Below are 19,009 nucleotides of genomic sequence, written 5' to 3'. Positions count from 1 at the left end.
TCGGTGTCAGCCTCGTTGGGCGAGGCGTTCCACGTACTTCGCGATGACGTCCACCTCGAGGTTCACGGTGGCGCCGACGGGGGCGGTGCCGAGGACGGTCAGGGCGAGGGTGGTCGGGATCAGGGAGACCTCGAACCAATCGCGGGATCCGTCGCCGTTCGGTTGCTCGTCGATGCCGAGCGCGGAGACGGTGAGCGAAACACCGTCGACCGTGATCGAGCCCTTCTCCACCACATAGCGGGCGACGGAATCGGGCAGCGAGATCCGCACGACCTCCCAGTTCTCCGACGGGGTGCGCCGCAGCACGGTGCCGGTGCCGTCGACGTGGCCCTGTACGAGGTGCCCACCCAGGCGGCTGTTCAACGCGGCCGCGCGTTCGAGGTTGACCGGTGATCCAGGAACCAGACCGCCGATACTCGAGCGCTTCAACGTCTCGTCCATGACGTCGACGGTGAAGCTGTCGCCGTCGATCACATCGACGACGGTGAGGCAGACGCCGTTGACGGCGATCGAATCGCCGTGTCCGGCATCGGAAGTCACCAACTTGCCGCGGATCGTCAATCGGGCGGCGTCGGTCAGCGCTTCGGTGGCCACGATTTCGCCCAGCTCCTCGACGATCCCTGTGAACATGCCTGACTCCCTTGTCGCGTCATCCGTACCCGTTGGGCCCAACAGCAAGAGGGTGGCCGCTATTCCCTTACCGACACCCGACTCGTCGCACAGCCTAATAGCGCGACCCGTGAGCCCCGGTCGGGGGCCGAACCCGTCCGTGCGTGGGATATCGGCCACGGCCGGTGATCGACTGGTCCTCGGCGCGGCGGCGCGGTGTTTCGACACGGCAAAACGACGCCGTAAATTGATACGGCGGTTGTCGGTCAATACAATTTTCAGCCAACCGATCCCGCGCATTCATCCGGTTGCCTTACCGTGGCATTACCCGCCATTACGAACTGGAAACACGGTGAGTGGAATGCTTGCGCCCGCCGCGTCGTTGACGCAACATTGTCACGTCGACGATTCCTACTGTTCAACCCGATGTCGGGCCCTGGAACTGCGGGTTTCTCCCGACATCATTGCCCGGAGCGCTGTGGCTACCGGGAGTTCACCCCAGGGATAGTCCACCACTCCAGGAAGACAACACTGTGGGTTATAACAGGTTCGCTATATATGGGGGTGCCGCGTGAGCACATTGGTCGATTCGACGCTGGAAATGCGCTGCGTGCATTACCGCCGAGAACTGCACCTACCGGCCAAGATCGATTTCGATTCCCGCCGCATTCTGCTCCAGATCGGCGCGCACTACGGCGCGGTGACCATGCCGAGCGACCTGGGCGAGCGCGTACAGGCCCGGCTGCGTGAGGCCGCGATCGCGGGTCCGGTGGTCGATCACCCCCGTGCGCGGCGCTGGACCTTCCTCACCGGCCCGTGCCGGCCGGACTCCGTCGCCACGACCGCGTCGGCCGAACTGTTCCGCCTGTACGCCACCGTCGCCTGCGCGGGCAGCCAGATCGTGCTGCCCTCCCCCGACGACGAGCGCACCGGCTACCGCACCTGGGTACAGGCCCCCGAATCCAGCGACCAGCGCCCGATGGTGCAGGCCGTCATCGACGCGGCGCGGGTGCTGGGCACCCGCAGACTCCGCTCGCTGTAGCTACGGAAGCCAGGCCGAGGTGGCCAGGTTGCGCAGCTTCTGCACGGCGGCGCCGGGATCGGCCGTGTTGTAGACGGCCGACCCGGCCACGAAGCAGTCGATCCCGGCCGCGGCGGCCTGCTCGATGGTGTCGTCGTTGATGCCGCCGTCGATTTCCACGACCAGGCGCAGTTCACCCGAATCGACCAGGTTGCGCACGATCCGGGCCTTCTCCAGCACGCCGGGGATGAACGACTGCCCGCCGAAACCCGGTTCCACACTCATTACCAGCAGGGTGTCGAATTCGCGCAGAATCTCCAGGTACGGCTCGATCGGAGTGTTCGGCTTCACCGACAGGCCGGCCCGGGCGCCCGCGGCGCGGATATCGCGCGCCACCGCGATCGGATCATCGGTCGCCTCGGCGTGGATGGTGACGTTGTAGGCGCCTGCCTCGGCGTAGCTCGGGGCCCAGCGGCCGGGATCGTCGATCATCAGGTGGCAATCGAACGGAATATCGGTGGCCTTCAGCAGGCTCTGCACGATCGGCAGACCCAGCGTGAGATTCGGCACGAAATGACCGTCCATGACATCGACATGGAGCCAATCGCTTCCTTGCACCGCGGCGGCCTCGGCGGCCAGATTCGCGAAGTCCGCGGACAGGATCGACGGGGCGATCATCGGCTGGGACGGACGAGAGAACGTCGGAGTGGACACAGCGCGCCAGTCTAGCGACGGCGATGGTGATTGCCCTGCCGGGATATGGGTAGCCTTCTCAGGGTGACCAATTTTTCGGCGGAACATGGGCCCTTCGGCGCCCCGGTGGAGATTCGTGTGGCAGCCCAGCTGACGCAGCTGCCAATCGTGCGCGGACTGGCCGAAACACTGGTACTACTCAGCGATTTCACCCTCGACGAGGTAGCCGACGTCCGCCTCGCCGTCGACGAGGTGTGCTCGACGATCATCGCGATCGCGGGCCCGGAGACGCTGCTCACCTGTGAATTCCTTGTCGGTGACGCCGAACTCCAGGTGCGCGTCGACGGTGTCGCCGCCGCGCAGGGCATGCCCGATCAGCGCAGCTTCGGGTGGCATGTGCTGCGCACGCTCTGCGACGAAGTCATCGCCGAACAGCAGGATTTCGACGCCAGCCTGTCCGGGTACCCGACGACGGTCCGATTCCGCAGGGTCCGGGGGAAGGCATAGTGCACGGCGAGGACAACCAGCCCGACCAGCACAATCTCAGCGAACCTGACAAAACCGACTCCCCTGCCGCCGAGGAATCGGACGTCGAGGAATCGAACAAGGAATCCCTCGAGCAGGAAAGCCTCGAGGAGGAGACCGAGACCCCGGAACCGGTGTCCGGGTACGACGATGTCAGCGCCCTGTTCGAGCGGCTCGCGGCGACCGAGCCGGGCAGCGTCGCGCACGCCGTCGCGCGTGACGCGCTGATCAACCGCTGTATCCCGCTGGCCGACCACATCGCCCGCAAATTCAGCGGACGCGGTGAGCCGTTCGACGATCTGTCGCAGGTGGCGCGCGTCGGTCTGGTCCACGCGGTGGACCGGTTCGACCTGAGCCGTGGCTCGAATTTCCTGTCCTTCGCCGTGCCGACGATCATGGGCGAGGTCCGACGGTACTTCCGGGACAACACCTGGGCGATGCGGGTTCCCCGGCGCGTCAAGGAAACCCACCTGCGCATCGGCGCGGCGGTGGATCAGCTGTCGCAGCGGTTGGGGCGCTCACCCACCGCCAAGGAGATCGCCGCCGAGCTCGATGTCGACCCCGACGAGGTCACCCAGGCCGTCATCGCGGGCAATGCCTATCAGCCCACGTCGATCGACGCGGCCTCGATCGGGCGCGACAGCGACGCCTCGCTGCTCGATACGCTCGGCGAGGAAGAGGCGCAGTTCGACCGGGTCGAGGAGTACATCGCGGTGCGTCCGCTGCTGGCGGGCCTGCCCGAACGTGAGCGCCGCATTCTGACCATGCGATTCTTCGAGTCGATGACGCAGACCCAGATCGCGTCGCAGCTGGGGATCTCGCAGATGCACGTGTCCCGGATTCTCGCGAAAACCCTGGCGCGCCTGCGTGAATTGTCCGAACGGGACTGACTCGGGACAGGACAACGGAGTCCTCTCCTAGCTACCCTGCCTCGCCCGCCGCAGCTTCGCGGGGGCACGCAGCCACCACGCGCTGTCGAGCAACTCGGCGAGCTGCTGTGGGTCGACCGCGTCGAGGTCGATGAGGATGTAGGGGTGCCCGTCGTAGTGCGGGGTCGTGTAGAAGGCCGGGTCGCCGCAGGCGAGCAGGGCTTGCTTCTCCGTGGGCTCACAGAGCAGTACGAGGCCGCCTTCGGCTTCATCACGCAGTCGGGCGAAGCTCTTGCCGCCGACATTCAGGCCGGGACTGCGCCACCAGGTGCCTTCCGCCACACCCGGCAGTGCCGTCGCCATCGCGACCACCTGATCCCATGTCATCGTCATACGCCGATTCTGCGCCGCGGCACTCGCGCCTCGCTTGGACGAATGGAACGGCGCCGTCCCCCGGGTGGGCAACGGCGCCGTCGTAGGATCTCGTCTACTTCTTACGCAACGTCGCCAGGAACATGGCGTCGGTGCCGTGGCGGTGCGGCCACAGCTGCGCGGACGGGCCGTCGCCGAGCTCGGTGACACCGGGCAGGAACTCGCGACTGTCGAGTTCTTCGGCACCGGTGCGGCGGACGAAATCGGCGACCACCGACACGGTTTCGGCGAGGTGCGGCGAGCAGGTCGAATACACGACCACACCACCGGGACGCACCAGATCCCATGCGGCGGTGAGGAGTTCACGCTGCAGGGTCACCAGTTCCGCCACATCGGCCGGAGTGCGGCGCCAGCGCGCCTCGGGGCGCCGACGCAGGGCACCGAGGCCCGTGCACGGCGCGTCGACCAGGACGCGGTCGTAACCGGGCGTCAGGCCACTGTCGCGACCGTCCGCGACGTGCACGGTGACGGGCAGATTCCGCGTGGATTTGCGGACCAGTTCGGCCCGGTGTTCGGCCGGTTCCACGGCGTCGACGGTGAACAGGTCGATCGCGGCGAGCGCGCCGAGCAGGGCCGCCTTACCCCCGGGACCCGCGCAGAGATCGAGCCAGCGCCCCGTGTCGGGGCCTTCCAGCGGTGCGCGGGTGAGGGCGAGCGCGACCAGCTGGCTGCCCTCGTCCTGCACGGCGGCGATGCCGTCACGGACCGGCTCCAGCAGGCCGGGATCGCCACCGTCGAGGTACACCGCGTACGGCGACCAGCGGCCCTCTTCCCCACCGGTGACCAGCGCCAGCTCTTCGGCGGTGATCTCGCCGGGCCGGGCGACCAGGTGCACGATCGGGCGCTCGTCGTCGGCGGTCAGCAGGGCGTCCAGCTCGCCCGCCCGCGCGCCGAGCGCGTCGGCGAACGACTGGGCGATCCACTTCGGATGCGCGTGCTCGAAGGCGAGTTTGCCGACCGGGTCGGCGGGGGCCAACTCGGCGACCCATTCGTCGGCGGTCTTCTCCCCTGCCCGACGCAGCACCGCGTTGACGAAACCGGCACGCCCCTGGCCGAATTCGGCACTGGCCAAGTCGACGGAGGTGTCGACGGCCGCGTGCGCGCCGGTGCGGGTCCGCAGCAGCTGGTAGACGCCGAGGCGCAGGATATCGAGGATGGGTCCGTCGATCTCGTCGACCGGGCGGCCCGCGCACGCCGAGATCACCGCATCGAGCTGCCCTTGCGAACGGCTGGCGCCGTAGGTGAGCTCGGTCGCGAACGCGGCATCGCGCCCGCTGATCTTGCGCTCGCGCAACAGCTTCGGCAGCGCGAGGTTGGCATAGGCGTCGCGCTCGCGCACGGCCCGCAGCACATCGAGGGCGACTTCGCGCGCGGGGTCGACGGGCTCGCCGCGGCGCTTGCGCGGACTGGGCACGCTGGGATCGGGACGCTCGGGCCGACGCTGCGTGGGGGCTTTGCTCGTCTGCTCACCGGCATCCCGGGTGCCCGCACCACGGCCACGCGAGTCTCCCGCGCGCGCACCACGATCGGGACGCGACGCGCCACGATCGGAACGTCCCACACCGGAACGCGCCGCGCCTGTCCGTCCCGCGCCACCACGATCACCGCGCTGGTCGCCCGAGTCACGACCCTGAGCCCGATCGTTCGCGCCGCCGAAACCGGGGCGGTCGTCCGCACGGCGGGGCGCGCCGGATCGAGTGCCCCCGTCACGGTCGTCGCGGCGGGGTCGATCGGAGCCGCCGCGGTCTGTCCAGCGGTCGCCGTCCGCGCGCGGGGTGGCGGTGCCCTTCGCGGCGCGGGCCGCCCAGCCACCGTCGACGTTCTTGCCGGTGATCTTGCGGTCGTCGCGGGGGCTCGCGCCGGACTTACCGGCGGGCTTGCGGTTCTCGCGCGGGCTCACGCCGTTCGCGGCATCGGCTTCGCGGCGACGGCGGCGGTCCGAGGCACTCATCCGATCACCGTGCCGGGCGCCAGGCGGGCGCCGCGCGCCCAGTCGAGGGCGTTCATCATCTTCTTGCCGGGCGGCTGGACCTGCCCCAGGCGGACCGCTGTGGTCGATGTTCCGACGAAGACGCCGGACTTGCGCACCTCGATCTCGCGTTCGGGCAAGGTTTCCTCCACCATTTCCACCGGGCCGAGTTTGAGGCGCAGCCCGTTCACCTCGGTCCACGCGCCGGGCGCCGGGGTGACGGCGCGGATATGGCGGGAGATGGCGAGCGCGGGTTCGTCGAACCCGATCCGCCCGGCCTCCACGGTCACCTTCGGTGCGTAGGTCACGCCGTCGTGGGATTGCGGAATCGCTTGCAGCGAACCGTCTTCCACACCGTCCAACGTCTTCTCGAGCAGCACGGCACCGGCTTCGGCGAGCCGGGTCAGCAGTTCGCCCGCGGTGTCGGTGAGCCCGATCTTCTCGGTCATCACCCCGTACACCGGGCCGGTGTCGAGGCCTGCTTCGATCAGGAAGGTCGACGCACCGGTCATGTCGTCACCCGCGTCGATCGCGGCCTGCACGGGAGCCGCCCCGCGCCAGGCGGGCAGCAGCGAGAAGTGCAGGTTGATCCAGCCGTGCGTGGGGATGTCGAGCACCTGTTGCGGCAGCAGCGCACCGTAGGCGACGACCGGGCAGCAGTCCGGTGCGAGCTCGGTGAGCGCGGCGACGAATTCGGGCTCGGACGGCTTGCGGGGCGTGAACACCGGAATGCCGTGTTCGTCGGCGAGCTGCCCGACCGGCGAGCGCAAGAGCTTGCGGCCACGGCCCGCGACCGCGTCGGGCCGGGTGAGCACCGCGACGACCTCATGTCCCTCGCTCTCGATCAACCGGCGCAGCGAGGGCACGGCGGGCTCCGGCGTGCCGGCGAAGACCACGCGCATCAGCGACCACCGCCGACACCGCTGGATTCGCGCACGGTGATCCCGCCGCGGAACCAGTCGGATTCACGGATGGTGCGCATCGCGTCCTTGCGATCGGCCGGTTCGAGCCGGTTGACGAACAGCACGCCGTCGAGGTGGTCGTACTCGTGCTGGACGCAACGCGCGAGCAGCCCCTCGGCCTCGAATTCCACCGGCGCACCGGTGATATCGACCCCGCTGACCCGCACGCGCGCGGCCCGGCGCACGTCGTAGCGCACGCCGGGGATCGACAGGCAGCCCTCGGGTCCGACCTGTTCGTCGGCCCCGACCGTCGACCATTCGGGATTCACCACATGTCCCGCGGCATCGCCGGTGTCATAGACGAACACCCGCAGCCCGACGCCGATCTGCGGCGCGGCCATCCCGACCCCACCGTCGTCGTGCATGGTCTCGGTGAGGTCGGCGACCAACGTGGCGAGGTCGGGACCGAACTCGGTGACCGCGTCGGCACGAGAACGCAGGATCGGGTCGCCGAACAGGCGAACGGGCTGAATGGTCACGGCGGCTCCCGGGGAGGACGAATGGCGGTCGTCCCAGTCTAGTGACCCCGCGCGGCGCTTCCGTCCCGCCCGGCCGTCAGGAGTTGCCCGCGATGATCACCTCGGGGATACCGGTGCCGAGCGGGACCGGCTCGCAGACCGGCGCGGGGGCCCGGACCGGGTCGAGAACGCGCTGCAGCAACTGCTGCACGAAGGGGTCGTAGACCAGGTGGAAGTGCCCGGTCAGGTTGGCGGCGCACAGGTCCTGCAGGACGAGGTTCTCCGCGCCCGCACCGCGCAACGCGATGTTCGAGAACGGCTGGATCATCTCGTCGACCCGGCTGCCGACAGTGACGTAGCGGACACCGGGCACGGTGTCGCCGCCCGCGTTGAGTTCCACCATGAGCGGTTCGCCCTGCGCCTGCTGCACCGCGGCCGTCGAGGTGACCTTCGCGAAGACATCCATCATGCCGGGAATAGCCTGCCCCACCGGAACCAGCCCGTACATGACCCCACCGTAACTGGGTGAGGCCAGCCCGACCCAGGTCTCGACCTTCGACGCGCCCCCGAGCTTGTTGACATAGAACCGGCTGATGTTCGCCCCCTGGGAGAACCCGACCAGATCGATCTTGCTCGCCTTGGTCGCGGCGAGAACGTCATCGACGAAGTGAGCGAGCTGGGCGAAACTGACGCGCATGTCCTCGGTGCCGTAGGTGTCGGCGCCCGGCGCCCCGCCGTAGTTCGGCGCGAAGACGCAGTAGCCGGCCGACACCAGTTGCGGCCCGATTCCCGCCCAGTCGGAGTACGCGCTGGAGTCGGTGCCGTGCACCAGCACGATCGGCCGCGGGTGCTCAGCGCTCGGCGAACACCCGAAGTTGTTGAGGCCCACCGGAACCGAGTCCGGATTGGCTTTGATGTAATGGGCGGCATCCAGGTGATCGGACTGTGCCGGACCCGCCAGCATCGGAATGACAGCGGGCCGATAGCCCGCCGGTTCGGCGGCGGTGATCGGTGCGAACGACACACCGATCACCGCTGTGCAGGCGAGTGTCGTGACCGACGCCGCCGCCCGCAATCGTGATGTTCCCCAACCCCACAACGTTCCCAGTTGTTCCATGACCCAAACATTTACTCCATGGGTCCGACAATCGCACGCCGGGAAGGTGTTTCACGACGCCCTCACTTCTCGGGGGTTGCGTCGCCTTCGTCCACGGTCGGGGTGACATCGTCTTCGGCGAGGATGCGATACAGCGCCCGACGGGTCTCGGCGAGCACCTCGGCCGCCTTCGCCGCCTGCTGCGCGGTGCCGACCTGGGCTACCTGACCGACCGCGCCCATCACCTGTCCGACCAGCCCGCGCAGGTCGAGCGCCTGGGCTCCGACGTCCTGCTTGACCTCGGCCCACGGGTCGCCGAGATCCTCACGATGAGTCTCGACATAGGCCTTGCCCTCGCCGGTGAGCTGCGCGGTCTTGCGACCGGCCACCTTCTCGATGAGTACCAGACCCTCGTCCTCGAGCTGGGCCAATGCCGGGTAGATGGACCCCGGACTCGGGCGCCAGACATCGTCGCTGCGGTCGCGGATCTGCTGGATCAGTTCGTAGCCGTGCATGGGGCGCTCGACGAGCAGCAGCAGTACCGCGGCCCGCACGTCGCCGCGCCTGCCCCGACCGCCGCGGCCGCGTCCACGGCCGAAGCCGGGACCGAAGCCCGGTCCGAAACCTGGGCCGAAGCCCGGTCCGAACTCGGGGCCGTGGCCGTGACGCCCGCCGTGGCGGAACTGCTGACGATCGGGACCGAATTCCCGGGGACCCGGTCCGCGACCGCGCCGGAAGTGTCCGAATTCTCGCTGTTCTTGGTTGTGCATGACAGCCTCCTCAGGCTCTCTCGATGTACTTGACACTATCGACGATATATCGGCAATGCATCGAATGCAAGGAGAGATCTGAATTCGTGGTGTCGCGACAAGACCGCGAGTTACCGCACCCGGAGTTCATCGATCCACCGCTCCAACCGCGCCCCCTCGGTGACCATCAGCTGCGGATCACGAAAGGTGTTGGTGAGCAGAGAGATTCCCTGATAGGCAGCCACGAACGCGATCGCGAGCTCGTCGGCATCGGGACGCCCCAGCTCGGCGAACTGCGTGCGGCCCCACTCCACGAGCAGGCCCATCACGCGCGCCGGCTCGCCACGGAAGGCATCCTCGCGCTTGTCGAGTTCGGCGGCCAACGAGCCGAACGGGCACCCGAATCGCGCCGCCATCTCCCGCTGATCGACCCAGCTGCGCACCATCGCCTTCAATCGCTCAGCCGGCCCGGGCAGCTCGGCGATCTCGGCGACAGCCCCGGCCAGGACCTGCGCGTGCAGTTCGATCACCGCGGCGACGAATTGATCCTTCGTCTTGAAGTAGTAGTAGACATTGCCGACCGGTACGTCGGCCTCCCGCGCGATCTCGGCGATCGTCGTCTTCTCGATACCCTGCCGGTAGAACACCCGCATCGCCGCCTGAACCAGCCGTTCCCGCTTCCCGACCTTGGTGCTGACCTGCGCATTCGAGTTAGTCATACAACTAACTATAGACAGCCGACACCCGATGGGATACGTTCTCAGCAGGAGTAAGTCAGCCAACTAACTAAGGAATTGTATGTTCGTCGTCACCGGAGCGACCGGCAACATCGGCAGCACCCTGGTCGCACTACTCGCCGACGCGGGTGAGCAGGTCAGGGCCGTGTCTCGGGGTACCCGCCCCGTCGACCTACCCGCGGGTGTCGAGCACGCGGTCGCCGACCTGGGCGATCTCGACAGTCTCGCCCCCGCGCTGCACGGCGCCGACGCGCTGTTCCTGCTGATCACCGGTGAGCAACTGATGACCGGCCCCGAACCGGCACTGCTGCTGAAAACCGCCGCGGACGCCGGCGTGCGCCGGGTGGTCTTCGTGTCCTCGCAGGGCGCGGTGACCCGACCCCACTCCGACGGCTACGCCAGAACGATCGCCTTCGAACGGGCGCTCGCCGAGTCCGACCTGGAGTGGACGGCGCTGCGACCCGGCGCGTTCTTCTCCAACACCTACGCCTGGATCGAACCCGTCCGCACTCGGCGCATCGTCGCGGCGCCCTTCGGCGATGTCGGCCTGCCCGCCGTGGACCCCGCCGATATCGCGGCCGTCGCCGCGGCGGCGCTGCGCGAAAACGGCCATCACGCCCGCGCCTACACCCTGACCGGGCCCGCCGTGATCACCCCTCGCGACCAAGCGGCTGCACTCGCCGAAGCGACCGATACCCCGATCACCTTCGTCGAACTCACCGCCGAACAAGCCAAGGAGAACATGCTCCGCTTCATGCCCGAACCGGTCGCCGACCACACACTGACCATCCTCGGCTCGCCGACAGCGCACGAGCAGCAGGTCAGCACCGATATCGAGAATGTCCTCGGTCGATCCGCCACGTCATACGCGCAGTGGGCACAGCGCCATCGAGCGATGTACACCTGACCGCGGTATCAGCCGATATCGACGGGGTCGATCTGGACACGAAGGGGGGCATCGGATCGGTGGGAGCTGCGAACCGCCTGGGCGGCGGTGAGCGCGCGGGCCAGCGGCGCGCCGCCCGAGCGGGGTACCCGCAGCAGCATGCGCTCGACCTCGGCAGGAGAGTCGCTGCCGGAGAAGGGTTTACGGGCCGTCGGTGGTAGCGGGACCGGGCCGAGGACCTCGGTGCCGTCGGGAAGGGTGGTGGCGTCGAGTAGTTCGCCGATCGAGGCGGTGGTGCCGTCGACGGCGGCGAGGCGGACCGCGGGCGGGAAGCCCACCTCGGCGCGGGCTTCGAGTTCGGCGGCGGCATGGTTGACGGGGTCCCAGCGGACCAGCGCCTGGACGGTGGGCAGGGCGGGTTCGGCCATCACGATGACCTGCCCGCGCGGCCGCACCAGCGCCGCCGCGCCCATCCAGCGGCGCAGGGTGTCCTCGCTCGCGCGCAGGTCGGCGCGGCCGAGCAGCGCCCATCCGTCGAGCAGCAGCGCCACGCCATAACCGCCCGGCACGCGCGGTTCGGCGCCGACGGTGGCGACGACCACCTGAGCCCCCGGTTCGACGGTATCGAGCACCTCCCCGCCCCCCGAGGTCCGGATCGGCACCCCGGAGAAGGCGCGACCCAGTTCTTCGGCGGTCCGGGCCGCGCCGATCACCGTCGCCCGCAGAGCGCGCGCACCGCACGCCTGGCAGCGGAACGCCGCCTCGGTGATCCCGCACCACTTACACTGCGGGCTCGCCGCTTCACCGCCGGCCGACTGCGGCAGCGCCAACGGACCGTTGCAGTGCCGACAGCGGGCAGGCGTGCGACATTTCGCGCAGGCCAGGGACGGGACGTACCCGCGCCGGGGCACCTGCACCAGGACCGCCACGTTCTCCTTGATCGCGGAGCGGGCGGCCGAGAACGCGACACCGGGCATCCGCACCGACCGCGCCAACGCGTCGCGCTCCAGCGCGAAATCGCTGTCACCGGGCGCGCTGATCCGTGGCGTCACCTCACGCAGCACGTGACGTTCGGCGAGAAGGTCACGTGCCCAACCGGATTCGACCACCGCTTGGATCTCGGCGGTCCGGGCGAAACCGGCGGCGACGAACGCGGCTCCGGTCTCGTGCGCCCGCAACATCGCCACCTCTCTGGCATGTGGATACGGGGACCGGGGTTCGGCATAGGTGTCGTCGCCGTCGTCCCAGATCGCGATCAGTCCGAGGTCGCGCGCCGGGGCGAACACCGCGGCCCGCGTCCCGACCACGATCCGCGCCTGCCCGCGCAATACCGCCAGCCACCGCCGATACCGCGCCGCCGGCCCCAATCCCGCCGCCAGGCCGACGGCCGAATCACCGACCAGCGCAATACATTCGGCGAGCAATCGGTCGAGATCGCGCTGGTCCGGCACCATCAGCACGGCGCTGCGCCCATTGGCTACGACCGTCGCCGCCAACTCGGCCAGCCGCGCCGCCCAGTCCTCCCCCGGCAACGCCTGCCACGCCGCTCGCGCGCCCTTGCCGTGCGCCAGCGCGTCGACAAAGGCCTGTCCGTGCACATACCGGCCCCAGGCCGACGCATCGATCTCGATGCTCGATCGCGCGACGGGCACGTCGGGTGTCGAGCCGAGCCGGGCCCCCGCGGTCGTCGGACCCGGCTGATCCGCAGGGATCCGCTCCGGCGCGGCGGATTCGCCCGAACCGTTCACCTCGGTCGAGTCGGCACCTGGACCTACACCTGAGTCGGCACCGGCATCGGCCCGGCCACCAGCACCGGCCTCGGCATCGGCATGGCCATCGGCCTTGTCCTCGGAATCGGCATCCGCCGGCGAGTCATCCTCTGTGCCAACAGCTTCCGGCACAGATGCCGTAGCGGCCTTCTTGACTCCGCCGGTTTCGGTCCGCGCGTGCCGCGGTGGAATCGCCAGGCGAAGCACATCGGCGCGCGTTCCCGCATAACGGGCGGCGACGGCGGTGGCGAGCCGCAGAATTTCCGGGGTGAGTACACGCTCCGCGGAGACGACCCGTTCCAGCGGCATCATCTTGCCGTTGTGGTCACTGTGTGGGAGACGGTCGAGGAGGTACCCGTCGACGAGGCGACCGGCGAACCGGACGCGCACACGAACGCCCGGCTGCGCGATCTCGTCCAGCTCAGCGGGGACGAGGTAGTCGAAGTCGCGGTCGAGGTGGGCAGGCGAGAGCAGCGGGAGCACCCTCGCGATGGGGTGTCCCGCTGCTGTCGATGTTTCGCCCGCTGCCACGCGGTCCGTGGGTATTACAGGCCGACGGCCGCGCGCAACTTGTCGGCGCGGTCCGTGTGCTCCCAGGGCAGGTCGACATCGGTGCGGCCGAAGTGCCCGTACGCGGCGGTGGGCGCGTAGATCGGGCGCAGCAGGTCGAGATCGCGGATGATCGCACCGGGACGCAGATCGAAGACCTCGGAGATGGCGGTGGAGATCCGCGCCGGGTCGACCTTCTCGGTGCCGAAGGTCTCGACGAACAGCCCGACCGGGGCCGACTTGCCGATCGCGTACGCGACCTGCACCTCGACCCGCTCCGCCAGATCGGCGGCCACGACGTTCTTGGCGACCCAGCGCATGGCGTAGGCGGCCGAACGGTCCACCTTCGACGGGTCCTTGCCGGAGAACGCGCCGCCACCGTGGCGGGCCATGCCGCCGTAGGTATCGACGATGATCTTGCGACCGGTCAGGCCCGCGTCGCCCATGGGTCCGCCGAGGACGAACTTGCCGGTGGGGTTGACCAGCAGGCGGATCTCGGAGGTGTCGAGGCTGGGCAGGTTCAGATCGCCGATGACGGCGTCGACGACCTTCTCGCGGATATCGGGAGCGAGCAGGTTGTCCAGATCGATATCGGCGGCGTGCTGGGTGGAGATGACGACCGTATCGAGGCGAACCGGGCGGTCACCGTCGTATTCGATGGTGACCTGGGTTTTGCCGTCGGGACGCAGGTAGGGCAGCACACCCGACTTGCGGACCTCGGTGAGCTTGCGCGAGAGCCGGTGCGCGAGCGCGATCGGCAACGGCATCAGCTCGGGCGTGTCGGTCGTGGCGTAACCGAACATCAGACCCTGGTCGCCGGCGCCCTGGCGCTCGATCTCGTCGTCGGAACCGCCGACGCGCGCCTCGTGCGAGGTATCGACGCCCTGGGCGATATCCGGCGACTGGGCACCGATCGCGATGTTGACGCCGCAGGAGTTGCCGTCGAATCCCTTTGCGGAGGAGTCGTATCCGATCTCGAGGACCTTCTCGCGCACGATCCGAGGGATGTCGGCGTAGGCGGAGGTGGTGACCTCGCCCGCCACATGGACCTGCCCCGTGGTGACCATTGTTTCCACCGCTACCCGACTGCCCGGATCCTCCGCGAGCAGAGCGTCGAGGATGGAATCGCTGATCGCGTCACAGATCTTGTCCGGATGACCCTCGGTCACGGACTCACTCGTGAAAAGCCGACTACCTGTCGTACGCACAGTTATTCCCTCTCCCTCAACGGGTTACTCGTTCGGCTTGTGACGGTAACTTCTCGGTGCTACCGCGCAACCCTTCTCATCAAGACTATTCCAAACCACCGACCTGGTGGCGAGTAAGCGCCAAGCCACACCACGAACACACGCGCGACCCGTACACTGCATGATCCGCGTTGCCGCGCAACCGTTTTCGCGCCGAATCGACGCGAACTCCCCGGTCAGCGCAGCAGCGGAACCAGCGCGTCGAGCACCCGACTGGCCAGCAGCGCCTTCGAACCGTGATCGAGGGCGACTTCGGTGCCGTCGGCGCCGAGCAACCAGCCGTCGTTGGTGTCGACCTCGAACGCCTTGCCCTCGCCGACCGCGTTGACCACGAGCAGATCACAGCCCTTGCGAGCCAGCTTCGCGCGGGCGTGGGTGAGCACATCGCCGTTGTCGTCACCGGTCTCGGCGGCGAAACCGACGATCGCGGTACCGGTGAGCCGTCCCTCGGTGCGCGCGTCGACCAAGCCGGCGAGGATGTCCTCGTTCTTGGTCAGCGGGATCACGTCGGGTTCGTCGGCGCCCTTCTTGATCTTCGCGGCGGCCACATGGGTCGGACGGAAATCGGCGACCGCGGCCGCCATGATCACCGCGTCGGCGCCGAGCGCGTGCTTGTCGACCGCGGTCTTGAGCTGGTCGGCGGTGGTGATGTGGACCAGTTCGACGGCGGCGGGCGGGGCGAGCTCGATCGTATTGCCCGCGATCAGCGTCACCTGGGCACCGCGCTGGGCGGCGACCCTGGCCAGGGCGTAGCCCTGCTTGCCGGAGCTGCGGTTGCCGAGGAAGCGCACCGGGTCGAGAGGTTCCCTCGTACCACCGGCGGTGATCACCACACGGCGACCGGCCAGGTCGCGGGGCAGCGCATCGGCACGTTCGAGCAGCAGCGAGGCCAGACCGAAGATCTCCTCCGGTTCGGGCAGCCGCCCCGGACCCGTATCGGTGCCGGTGAGCCGACCCGACGCCGGCTCCATCACGGTGGCGCCGTGCGCGCGCAATGTCGCGACATTGGCCACTGTCGCCGGATGCTCCCACATCTCGGTGTGCATCGCGGGCGCGAACAGCACCGGACATCGAGCCGTCAGCAACGTGGCGGTGAGCAGATCGTCGGCGCGCCCCTGCGCGGCGCGCGCCATCAGATCCGCGGTGGCGGGGGCGATGACGACGAGATCGGCCTCCTGGCCGATCCGGACATGCGGCACCTCGGGCACGTCGGCGAACACCGTGGTGTGCACCGGCTGCCCGGACAGCGCCTCGAAAGTTGCCTTACCGATGAACTGGAGAGCCGACTCGGTGGGAATGACCCGCACCTGGTGTCCGGTCTCGGTGAAACGGCGAACGAGGGCACACGCCTTGTAGGCGGCGATGCCCCCGCCGACCCCGACGACGATCCGCATGGTCTTTACGCCTCCGGACTAGAGATTGTCACTCGCCCTCGGTGTGTTCGAGCAGGTCGGAGTGGATTTCGCGCATGGCGACCGACAGCGGCTTCTCCTGCAGACCCGGCTCGACGAGCGGGCCGACGTACTCGAGGATGCCGTCACCGAGCTGGTTGTAGTAATCGTTGATCTGACGGGCGCGCTTGGCCGCGTAGATCACCAGGGCGTACTTGGAGGACGTGCGCTCGAGCAGCTCGTCGATCGGGGGGTTGGTGAGGCCGATCGGAGTGTCGTACGCGGGTGCTGCGGAGATGTCCGTGCTCACTAGGGGTGACTCCTGCGGGTTAGTGGGTCAAGAACTCGAATTTGTGCTAACGAACAACGATACCAACTGCTCACAAGCAGTCGTTACCTCGCTGTTCACGATGACCGTGTCGAACTCGTCACGGGCCGCCAATTCGACCCGGGCCGTCTCGAGCCTGCGCTCGATCACCTCGGGCGTCTCGGTGCCGCGCGAACGCAACCGCGAGACCAGTTCTTCCCAGCTCGGCGGCGCGAGAAACACCAGCAGTGCTTCCGGCATCGCCTGCCGGACCGACCGTGCACCGGCCAGGTCGACTTCGATCAGTACCGATAGTCCGCTCGCCAGCGCTTCACGCACCGGGGCGGCGGGGGTGCCCGATCGCTGCAACCCCCCATGGATGTCCGCCCATTCGAGCAGCTCGTCCGCCGCGATCATGGCGTCGAACTCGACTCGGGAAACGAAGCGGTAATCGAGACCGTCGACCTCGCCGGGACGGGGGTCCCTGGTGGTGGCCGACACACTGAAAACCAGTTCGGGCAGGCGTTCCCGCACGCACCGCACAACCGTGGATTTACCCACGGCCGAGGGGCCGACCAGTACTACCAGCCGGCCCTTCCGCGTGTTTTTGTCCACCAGACTTTAGGCGTCGAAGTCGAAGCGGGTGAGCAGCGCGGCGCGCTGCCGGGCACCGAGACCACGGAGACGACGCGTAGGCGCGATCTCCAGCTCGGTCATGATCTCCGCCGCCTTGACCTTGCCCACCTTCGGCAGAGCCTCGAGCAGCGCAGAAACCTTCATCTTGCCGAGAATCTCATCGGACTCGGCATCGGTGAGGACCTGCTTCAGGTTCGTTCCACCGCGCTTCAGGCGCTCCTTGAGCTCTGCCCGAGCGCGGCGAGCGGCAGCCGCCTTCTCCAGAGCAGCGGCGCGCTGCTCATCAGTCAGCTGGGGAAGGGCCACGGGTTCCTCCGTCTCATCGTTCATTGCCATATCTACCGCCGGTTACCCGGACGGTCTGTGCGACCGTACCCACGGTGCGCGCCGATTGCGAACCCGACCCCCAGGTCAGGGCAGGATTACGGATGCCGTATGGCGCGCGCGGACCCGATGCGGTGACGCCCGATTCCTTGGTAACGATCGTACAGTCGAATTCCTGAAATACATCTTCACCTGCGGTTATACGGATATGGGCGATGATAGCCACCAGGTAGCGCGAGTGTCCGTCGCGGCCCCGGCAAACCCGCTAGTGCGCGACCAGCGGGTTTCCAGAAAAAGCCCGCGTGTCGCCCGATTTCGTACCGCGTGTCGCCAGGGCGGGCCTGAAAACGGTCGAGAATCGCACCCGAAGCGGTCGTCACGACGTCGTCGATCCGGTCCGGATTCGGGACGCCCCGGGCGGCATAGCCAGTGACTGAACCGGACAAAACCGGCGCCACGGCGACGCTCGCGATGGCCTGCGAGCGGTCCTCGGTCGGGTAGGCGCGGTGACAGCACGGCGCAAACGCGACGGCGGCGCGCGCCGGTTCGGTGCCGCGATGAAGCCTCGCGGTATCGGCGGATCGACCGCGGCACAGCCGGGCGAGCAGTTCGTCACGTGAGGCGAAACGCACAGGGATCGCCCTGGCGCAAGGTGCCGGTGCGCCTGACGATCCCCGGGAGGGCGGGCCGGATGACCACGGCTCGCCGAGCAACGGCGGCTCGGTGTCGCGCGTTCGGCTGTTGGCACGCGGGCAGTGCCAGGGGCATACGCCATCGCTACGCGCCGAATCGGCATTCAGGTCGAAATACCCTGCGGCAGAGTCCATTTCGGGCCACAGCGGCCGTTCTGGGCACAGCGACGGCAGCCCGTGGTGGCGCTCACGTCGCTTCGAGGGACCCGGCGGGACAGAAACGGGGGCCGGGGCAGCGGTCGCTGCCCCGGCCCCGCATGCTCGCGTCAGTGCTGCAGGAAGGCGAACTCCTCTTGCAGTTGAGCCGTCTTATCGCACAGCGCCGTCACCGACGGGCCCACGGTGAGGATCTCGCGCGACACCGCGGGCACGACAGCAGCCAGGTTCGCTTCGGCGACCAGGTTCCTGATGGACTCCGCTCCCCCGCCCTGCGCACCTACACCTGGCATCAGAATCGGTCCGTTCAGTGCCGACAGATCCGGTGCCTCGGTGAGCGTCGCGCCGACGACCACGCCGACCGAGCCGAAGCCGTCACCCGCATTGCGGGACGCGGCCTCGTCGACCATGGTCTGCGCGATCGTGCGCCCATCGGCGGCGGTGATCCGTTGCAGTCGCGCGCCCTCGGGATTCGAGGTAGCCGCGAGCACGAACACGCCACGATGATGGGCCTGGGCCAGACTCAGCGCCGGATCCAGGGATCCGAAACCGAGGTAGGGCGAGACGGTCACCGCGTCCGAACCCAGCGGGCCGTCGCCGAGCCACGCGTGAGCGTAGGCATCCATGGTGGATCCGATGTCGCCTCGCTTGGCATCGGCCAGCACCAGAGTGCCCGAGGCCCGCAGCACCGAGATGGTGCGCTCGAGCACCGCGATGCCGCCGGAGCCGTAGGTCTCGAAGAACGCGACCTGTGGCTTCACCAGGGCGACCCGACCGTCGAAGGCCTCGACGCAGATCTCGGCGAAGGCCTCGAGTCCGTCGACGTCTTCGGTGAGCCCCCACGCCCGCAACAGCGCGGGGTGGGGGTCGATGCCGACGCACACGGGTCCGAACTGCCGCATGGCGTGCTGCAATCGGTGGCCGAAGGTCAT

The 19,009-nt window shown here is 68.4% G+C and carries 20 protein-coding genes; 4 read left to right on the top strand and 16 right to left on the bottom strand.

Annotated features, from left to right (window positions below; translation table 11 throughout):
- Window positions 1-6: 6 nt before the first annotated feature.
- Window positions 7-630: a riboflavin synthase gene (locus NA12_RS18480; protein WP_067452407.1), complete on the bottom strand. Its 624-nt coding sequence runs from the start codon at window positions 628-630 to the stop codon at window positions 7-9.
- 550 nt (window positions 631-1,180) lie between these two features.
- On the opposite strand from NA12_RS18480, the gene NA12_RS18475 reads away from it, so the two are divergent.
- Window positions 1,181-1,651: a hypothetical protein gene (locus NA12_RS18475; protein WP_243654977.1), complete on the top strand. Its 471-nt coding sequence runs from the start codon at window positions 1,181-1,183 to the stop codon at window positions 1,649-1,651.
- Here the strand turns inward: NA12_RS18475 and rpe are convergent, their stop codons facing one another.
- A complete protein-coding gene (rpe, locus tag NA12_RS18470) occupies window positions 1,652-2,308 on the bottom strand; it encodes a ribulose-phosphate 3-epimerase (protein ID WP_067452405.1) in 657 nt (218 codons plus the stop codon).
- Between the two features lie 153 nt (window positions 2,309-2,461).
- Here rpe and NA12_RS18465 point away from each other — a divergent pair, with 153 nt between their 5' ends.
- Together NA12_RS18465 and NA12_RS18460 are read left to right on the top strand one after the other, a co-directional pair.
- Window positions 2,462-2,830 carry an ATP-binding protein gene (locus NA12_RS18465; protein ID WP_243654976.1) on the top strand — a complete coding sequence of 123 codons (369 nt, stop codon included), beginning with the start codon at window positions 2,462-2,464 and terminating at the stop codon, window positions 2,828-2,830.
- Window positions 2,831-2,982: 152 nt separating this feature from the next.
- Complete coding sequence (locus tag NA12_RS18460; RefSeq protein WP_067452521.1) at window positions 2,983-3,738, top strand: RNA polymerase sigma factor SigF; 756 nt, start codon at window positions 2,983-2,985, stop codon at window positions 3,736-3,738.
- A 27-nt stretch (window positions 3,739-3,765) separates the two neighbouring features.
- On the opposite strand, the gene NA12_RS18455 is transcribed toward NA12_RS18460, so the two are convergent.
- The 7 genes from NA12_RS18455 to NA12_RS18425 form a co-directional block, all read right to left on the bottom strand.
- Window positions 3,766-4,110, bottom strand: a complete 345-nt coding sequence (locus tag NA12_RS18455) for an MmcQ/YjbR family DNA-binding protein (RefSeq protein ID WP_067452400.1) — start codon at window positions 4,108-4,110, stop codon at window positions 3,766-3,768.
- 94 nt (window positions 4,111-4,204) lie between these two features.
- Window positions 4,205-5,563 carry an RsmB/NOP family class I SAM-dependent RNA methyltransferase gene (locus tag NA12_RS18450; RefSeq protein WP_132370097.1) on the bottom strand — a complete coding sequence of 453 codons (1,359 nt, stop codon included), beginning with the start codon at window positions 5,561-5,563 and terminating at the stop codon, window positions 4,205-4,207.
- A 533-nt stretch (window positions 5,564-6,096) separates the two neighbouring features.
- Window positions 6,097-7,020 (bottom strand): methionyl-tRNA formyltransferase, encoded by a 924-nt coding sequence (fmt, locus tag NA12_RS18445; protein ID WP_067452397.1) that lies wholly within the window; start codon window positions 7,018-7,020, stop codon window positions 6,097-6,099.
- Complete coding sequence (gene def / locus NA12_RS18440; RefSeq protein WP_067452394.1) at window positions 7,020-7,559, bottom strand: peptide deformylase; 540 nt, start codon at window positions 7,557-7,559, stop codon at window positions 7,020-7,022. The genes fmt and def overlap by 1 nt, the downstream gene beginning before the upstream one ends.
- A gap of 76 nt (window positions 7,560-7,635) precedes the next feature.
- The gene (locus NA12_RS18435) at window positions 7,636-8,655 is read right to left on the bottom strand and encodes an esterase/lipase family protein (RefSeq protein WP_084472884.1); all 1,020 of its coding nucleotides are present in this window, start codon (window positions 8,653-8,655) and stop codon (window positions 7,636-7,638) included.
- Window positions 8,656-8,717: 62 nt separating this feature from the next.
- The gene (locus NA12_RS18430; RefSeq protein WP_067452391.1) at window positions 8,718-9,404 is read right to left on the bottom strand and encodes a PadR family transcriptional regulator; all 687 of its coding nucleotides are present in this window, start codon (window positions 9,402-9,404) and stop codon (window positions 8,718-8,720) included.
- A 110-nt stretch (window positions 9,405-9,514) separates the two neighbouring features.
- Entirely contained in the window at window positions 9,515-10,102 is a 588-nt protein-coding gene (locus tag NA12_RS18425) for a TetR/AcrR family transcriptional regulator (RefSeq protein ID WP_067452388.1), read from the bottom strand.
- Between the two features lie 79 nt (window positions 10,103-10,181).
- Between NA12_RS18425 and NA12_RS18420 the strand changes: the two genes are divergently transcribed.
- On the top strand, window positions 10,182-11,027 hold the full coding sequence (locus NA12_RS18420; protein ID WP_067452385.1) for an SDR family oxidoreductase: 846 nt from the start codon (window positions 10,182-10,184) through the stop codon (window positions 11,025-11,027).
- Between the two features lie 8 nt (window positions 11,028-11,035).
- On the opposite strand, the gene NA12_RS18415 is transcribed toward NA12_RS18420, so the two are convergent.
- The 7 genes from NA12_RS18415 to pyrF form a co-directional block, all read right to left on the bottom strand.
- Window positions 11,036-13,306: a primosomal protein N' gene (locus tag NA12_RS18415; protein ID WP_243654975.1), complete on the bottom strand. Its 2,271-nt coding sequence runs from the start codon at window positions 13,304-13,306 to the stop codon at window positions 11,036-11,038.
- A gap of 14 nt (window positions 13,307-13,320) precedes the next feature.
- On the bottom strand, window positions 13,321-14,532 hold the full coding sequence (metK, locus tag NA12_RS18410; RefSeq protein WP_084472883.1) for a methionine adenosyltransferase: 1,212 nt from the start codon (window positions 14,530-14,532) through the stop codon (window positions 13,321-13,323).
- A gap of 215 nt (window positions 14,533-14,747) precedes the next feature.
- Window positions 14,748-15,965, bottom strand: a complete 1,218-nt coding sequence (gene coaBC, locus NA12_RS18405; protein WP_067452376.1) for a bifunctional phosphopantothenoylcysteine decarboxylase/phosphopantothenate--cysteine ligase CoaBC — start codon at window positions 15,963-15,965, stop codon at window positions 14,748-14,750.
- 28 nt (window positions 15,966-15,993) lie between these two features.
- A complete protein-coding gene (rpoZ, locus tag NA12_RS18400) occupies window positions 15,994-16,272 on the bottom strand; it encodes a DNA-directed RNA polymerase subunit omega (protein ID WP_067452373.1) in 279 nt (92 codons plus the stop codon).
- A gap of 27 nt (window positions 16,273-16,299) precedes the next feature.
- Window positions 16,300-16,884, bottom strand: a complete 585-nt coding sequence (gmk, locus tag NA12_RS18395; protein WP_067452369.1) for a guanylate kinase — start codon at window positions 16,882-16,884, stop codon at window positions 16,300-16,302.
- A 6-nt stretch (window positions 16,885-16,890) separates the two neighbouring features.
- Window positions 16,891-17,211, bottom strand: a complete 321-nt coding sequence (gene mihF, locus NA12_RS18390) for an integration host factor, actinobacterial type (RefSeq protein WP_056815410.1) — start codon at window positions 17,209-17,211, stop codon at window positions 16,891-16,893.
- Window positions 17,212-18,187: 976 nt separating this feature from the next.
- Complete coding sequence (pyrF, locus tag NA12_RS18385) at window positions 18,188-19,009, bottom strand: orotidine-5'-phosphate decarboxylase (RefSeq protein WP_067452366.1); 822 nt, start codon at window positions 19,007-19,009, stop codon at window positions 18,188-18,190.

It is taken from the genome of Nocardia alba NBRC 108234, from assembly GCF_001612665.1.
GTDB lineage: Bacteria > Actinomycetota > Actinomycetes > Mycobacteriales > Mycobacteriaceae > Nocardia > Nocardia alba.
This window is presented reverse-complemented; position numbering and strand designations above follow the sequence as displayed.

What these genes read in the sequence shown, in the direction of transcription:
- coaBC (WP_067452376.1), bottom strand. Translation starts at nt 15,965, where the DNA reads ATGCGGATCGTCGTCGGGGTCGGCGGGGGCATCGCCGCCTACAAGGCG.
- NA12_RS18420 (WP_067452385.1), top strand. Translation starts at nt 10,182, where the DNA reads ATGTTCGTCGTCACCGGAGCGACCGGCAACATCGGCAGCACCCTGGTC.
- fmt (WP_067452397.1), bottom strand. Translation starts at nt 7,020, where the DNA reads ATGCGCGTGGTCTTCGCCGGCACGCCGGAGCCCGCCGTGCCCTCGCTG.
- NA12_RS18435 (WP_084472884.1), bottom strand. Translation starts at nt 8,655, where the DNA reads ATGGAACAACTGGGAACGTTGTGGGGTTGGGGAACATCACGATTGCGG.
- pyrF (WP_067452366.1), bottom strand. Translation starts at nt 19,009, where the DNA reads ATGACCTTCGGCCACCGATTGCAGCACGCCATGCGGCAGTTCGGACCC.
- NA12_RS18425 (WP_067452388.1), bottom strand. Translation starts at nt 10,102, where the DNA reads ATGACTAACTCGAATGCGCAGGTCAGCACCAAGGTCGGGAAGCGGGAA.
- NA12_RS18455 (WP_067452400.1), bottom strand. Translation starts at nt 4,110, where the DNA reads ATGACGATGACATGGGATCAGGTGGTCGCGATGGCGACGGCACTGCCG.
- NA12_RS18480 (WP_067452407.1), bottom strand. Translation starts at nt 630, where the DNA reads ATGTTCACAGGGATCGTCGAGGAGCTGGGCGAAATCGTGGCCACCGAA.
- rpe (WP_067452405.1), bottom strand. Translation starts at nt 2,308, where the DNA reads ATGATCGCCCCGTCGATCCTGTCCGCGGACTTCGCGAATCTGGCCGCC.
- NA12_RS18430 (WP_067452391.1), bottom strand. Translation starts at nt 9,404, where the DNA reads ATGCACAACCAAGAACAGCGAGAATTCGGACACTTCCGGCGCGGTCGC.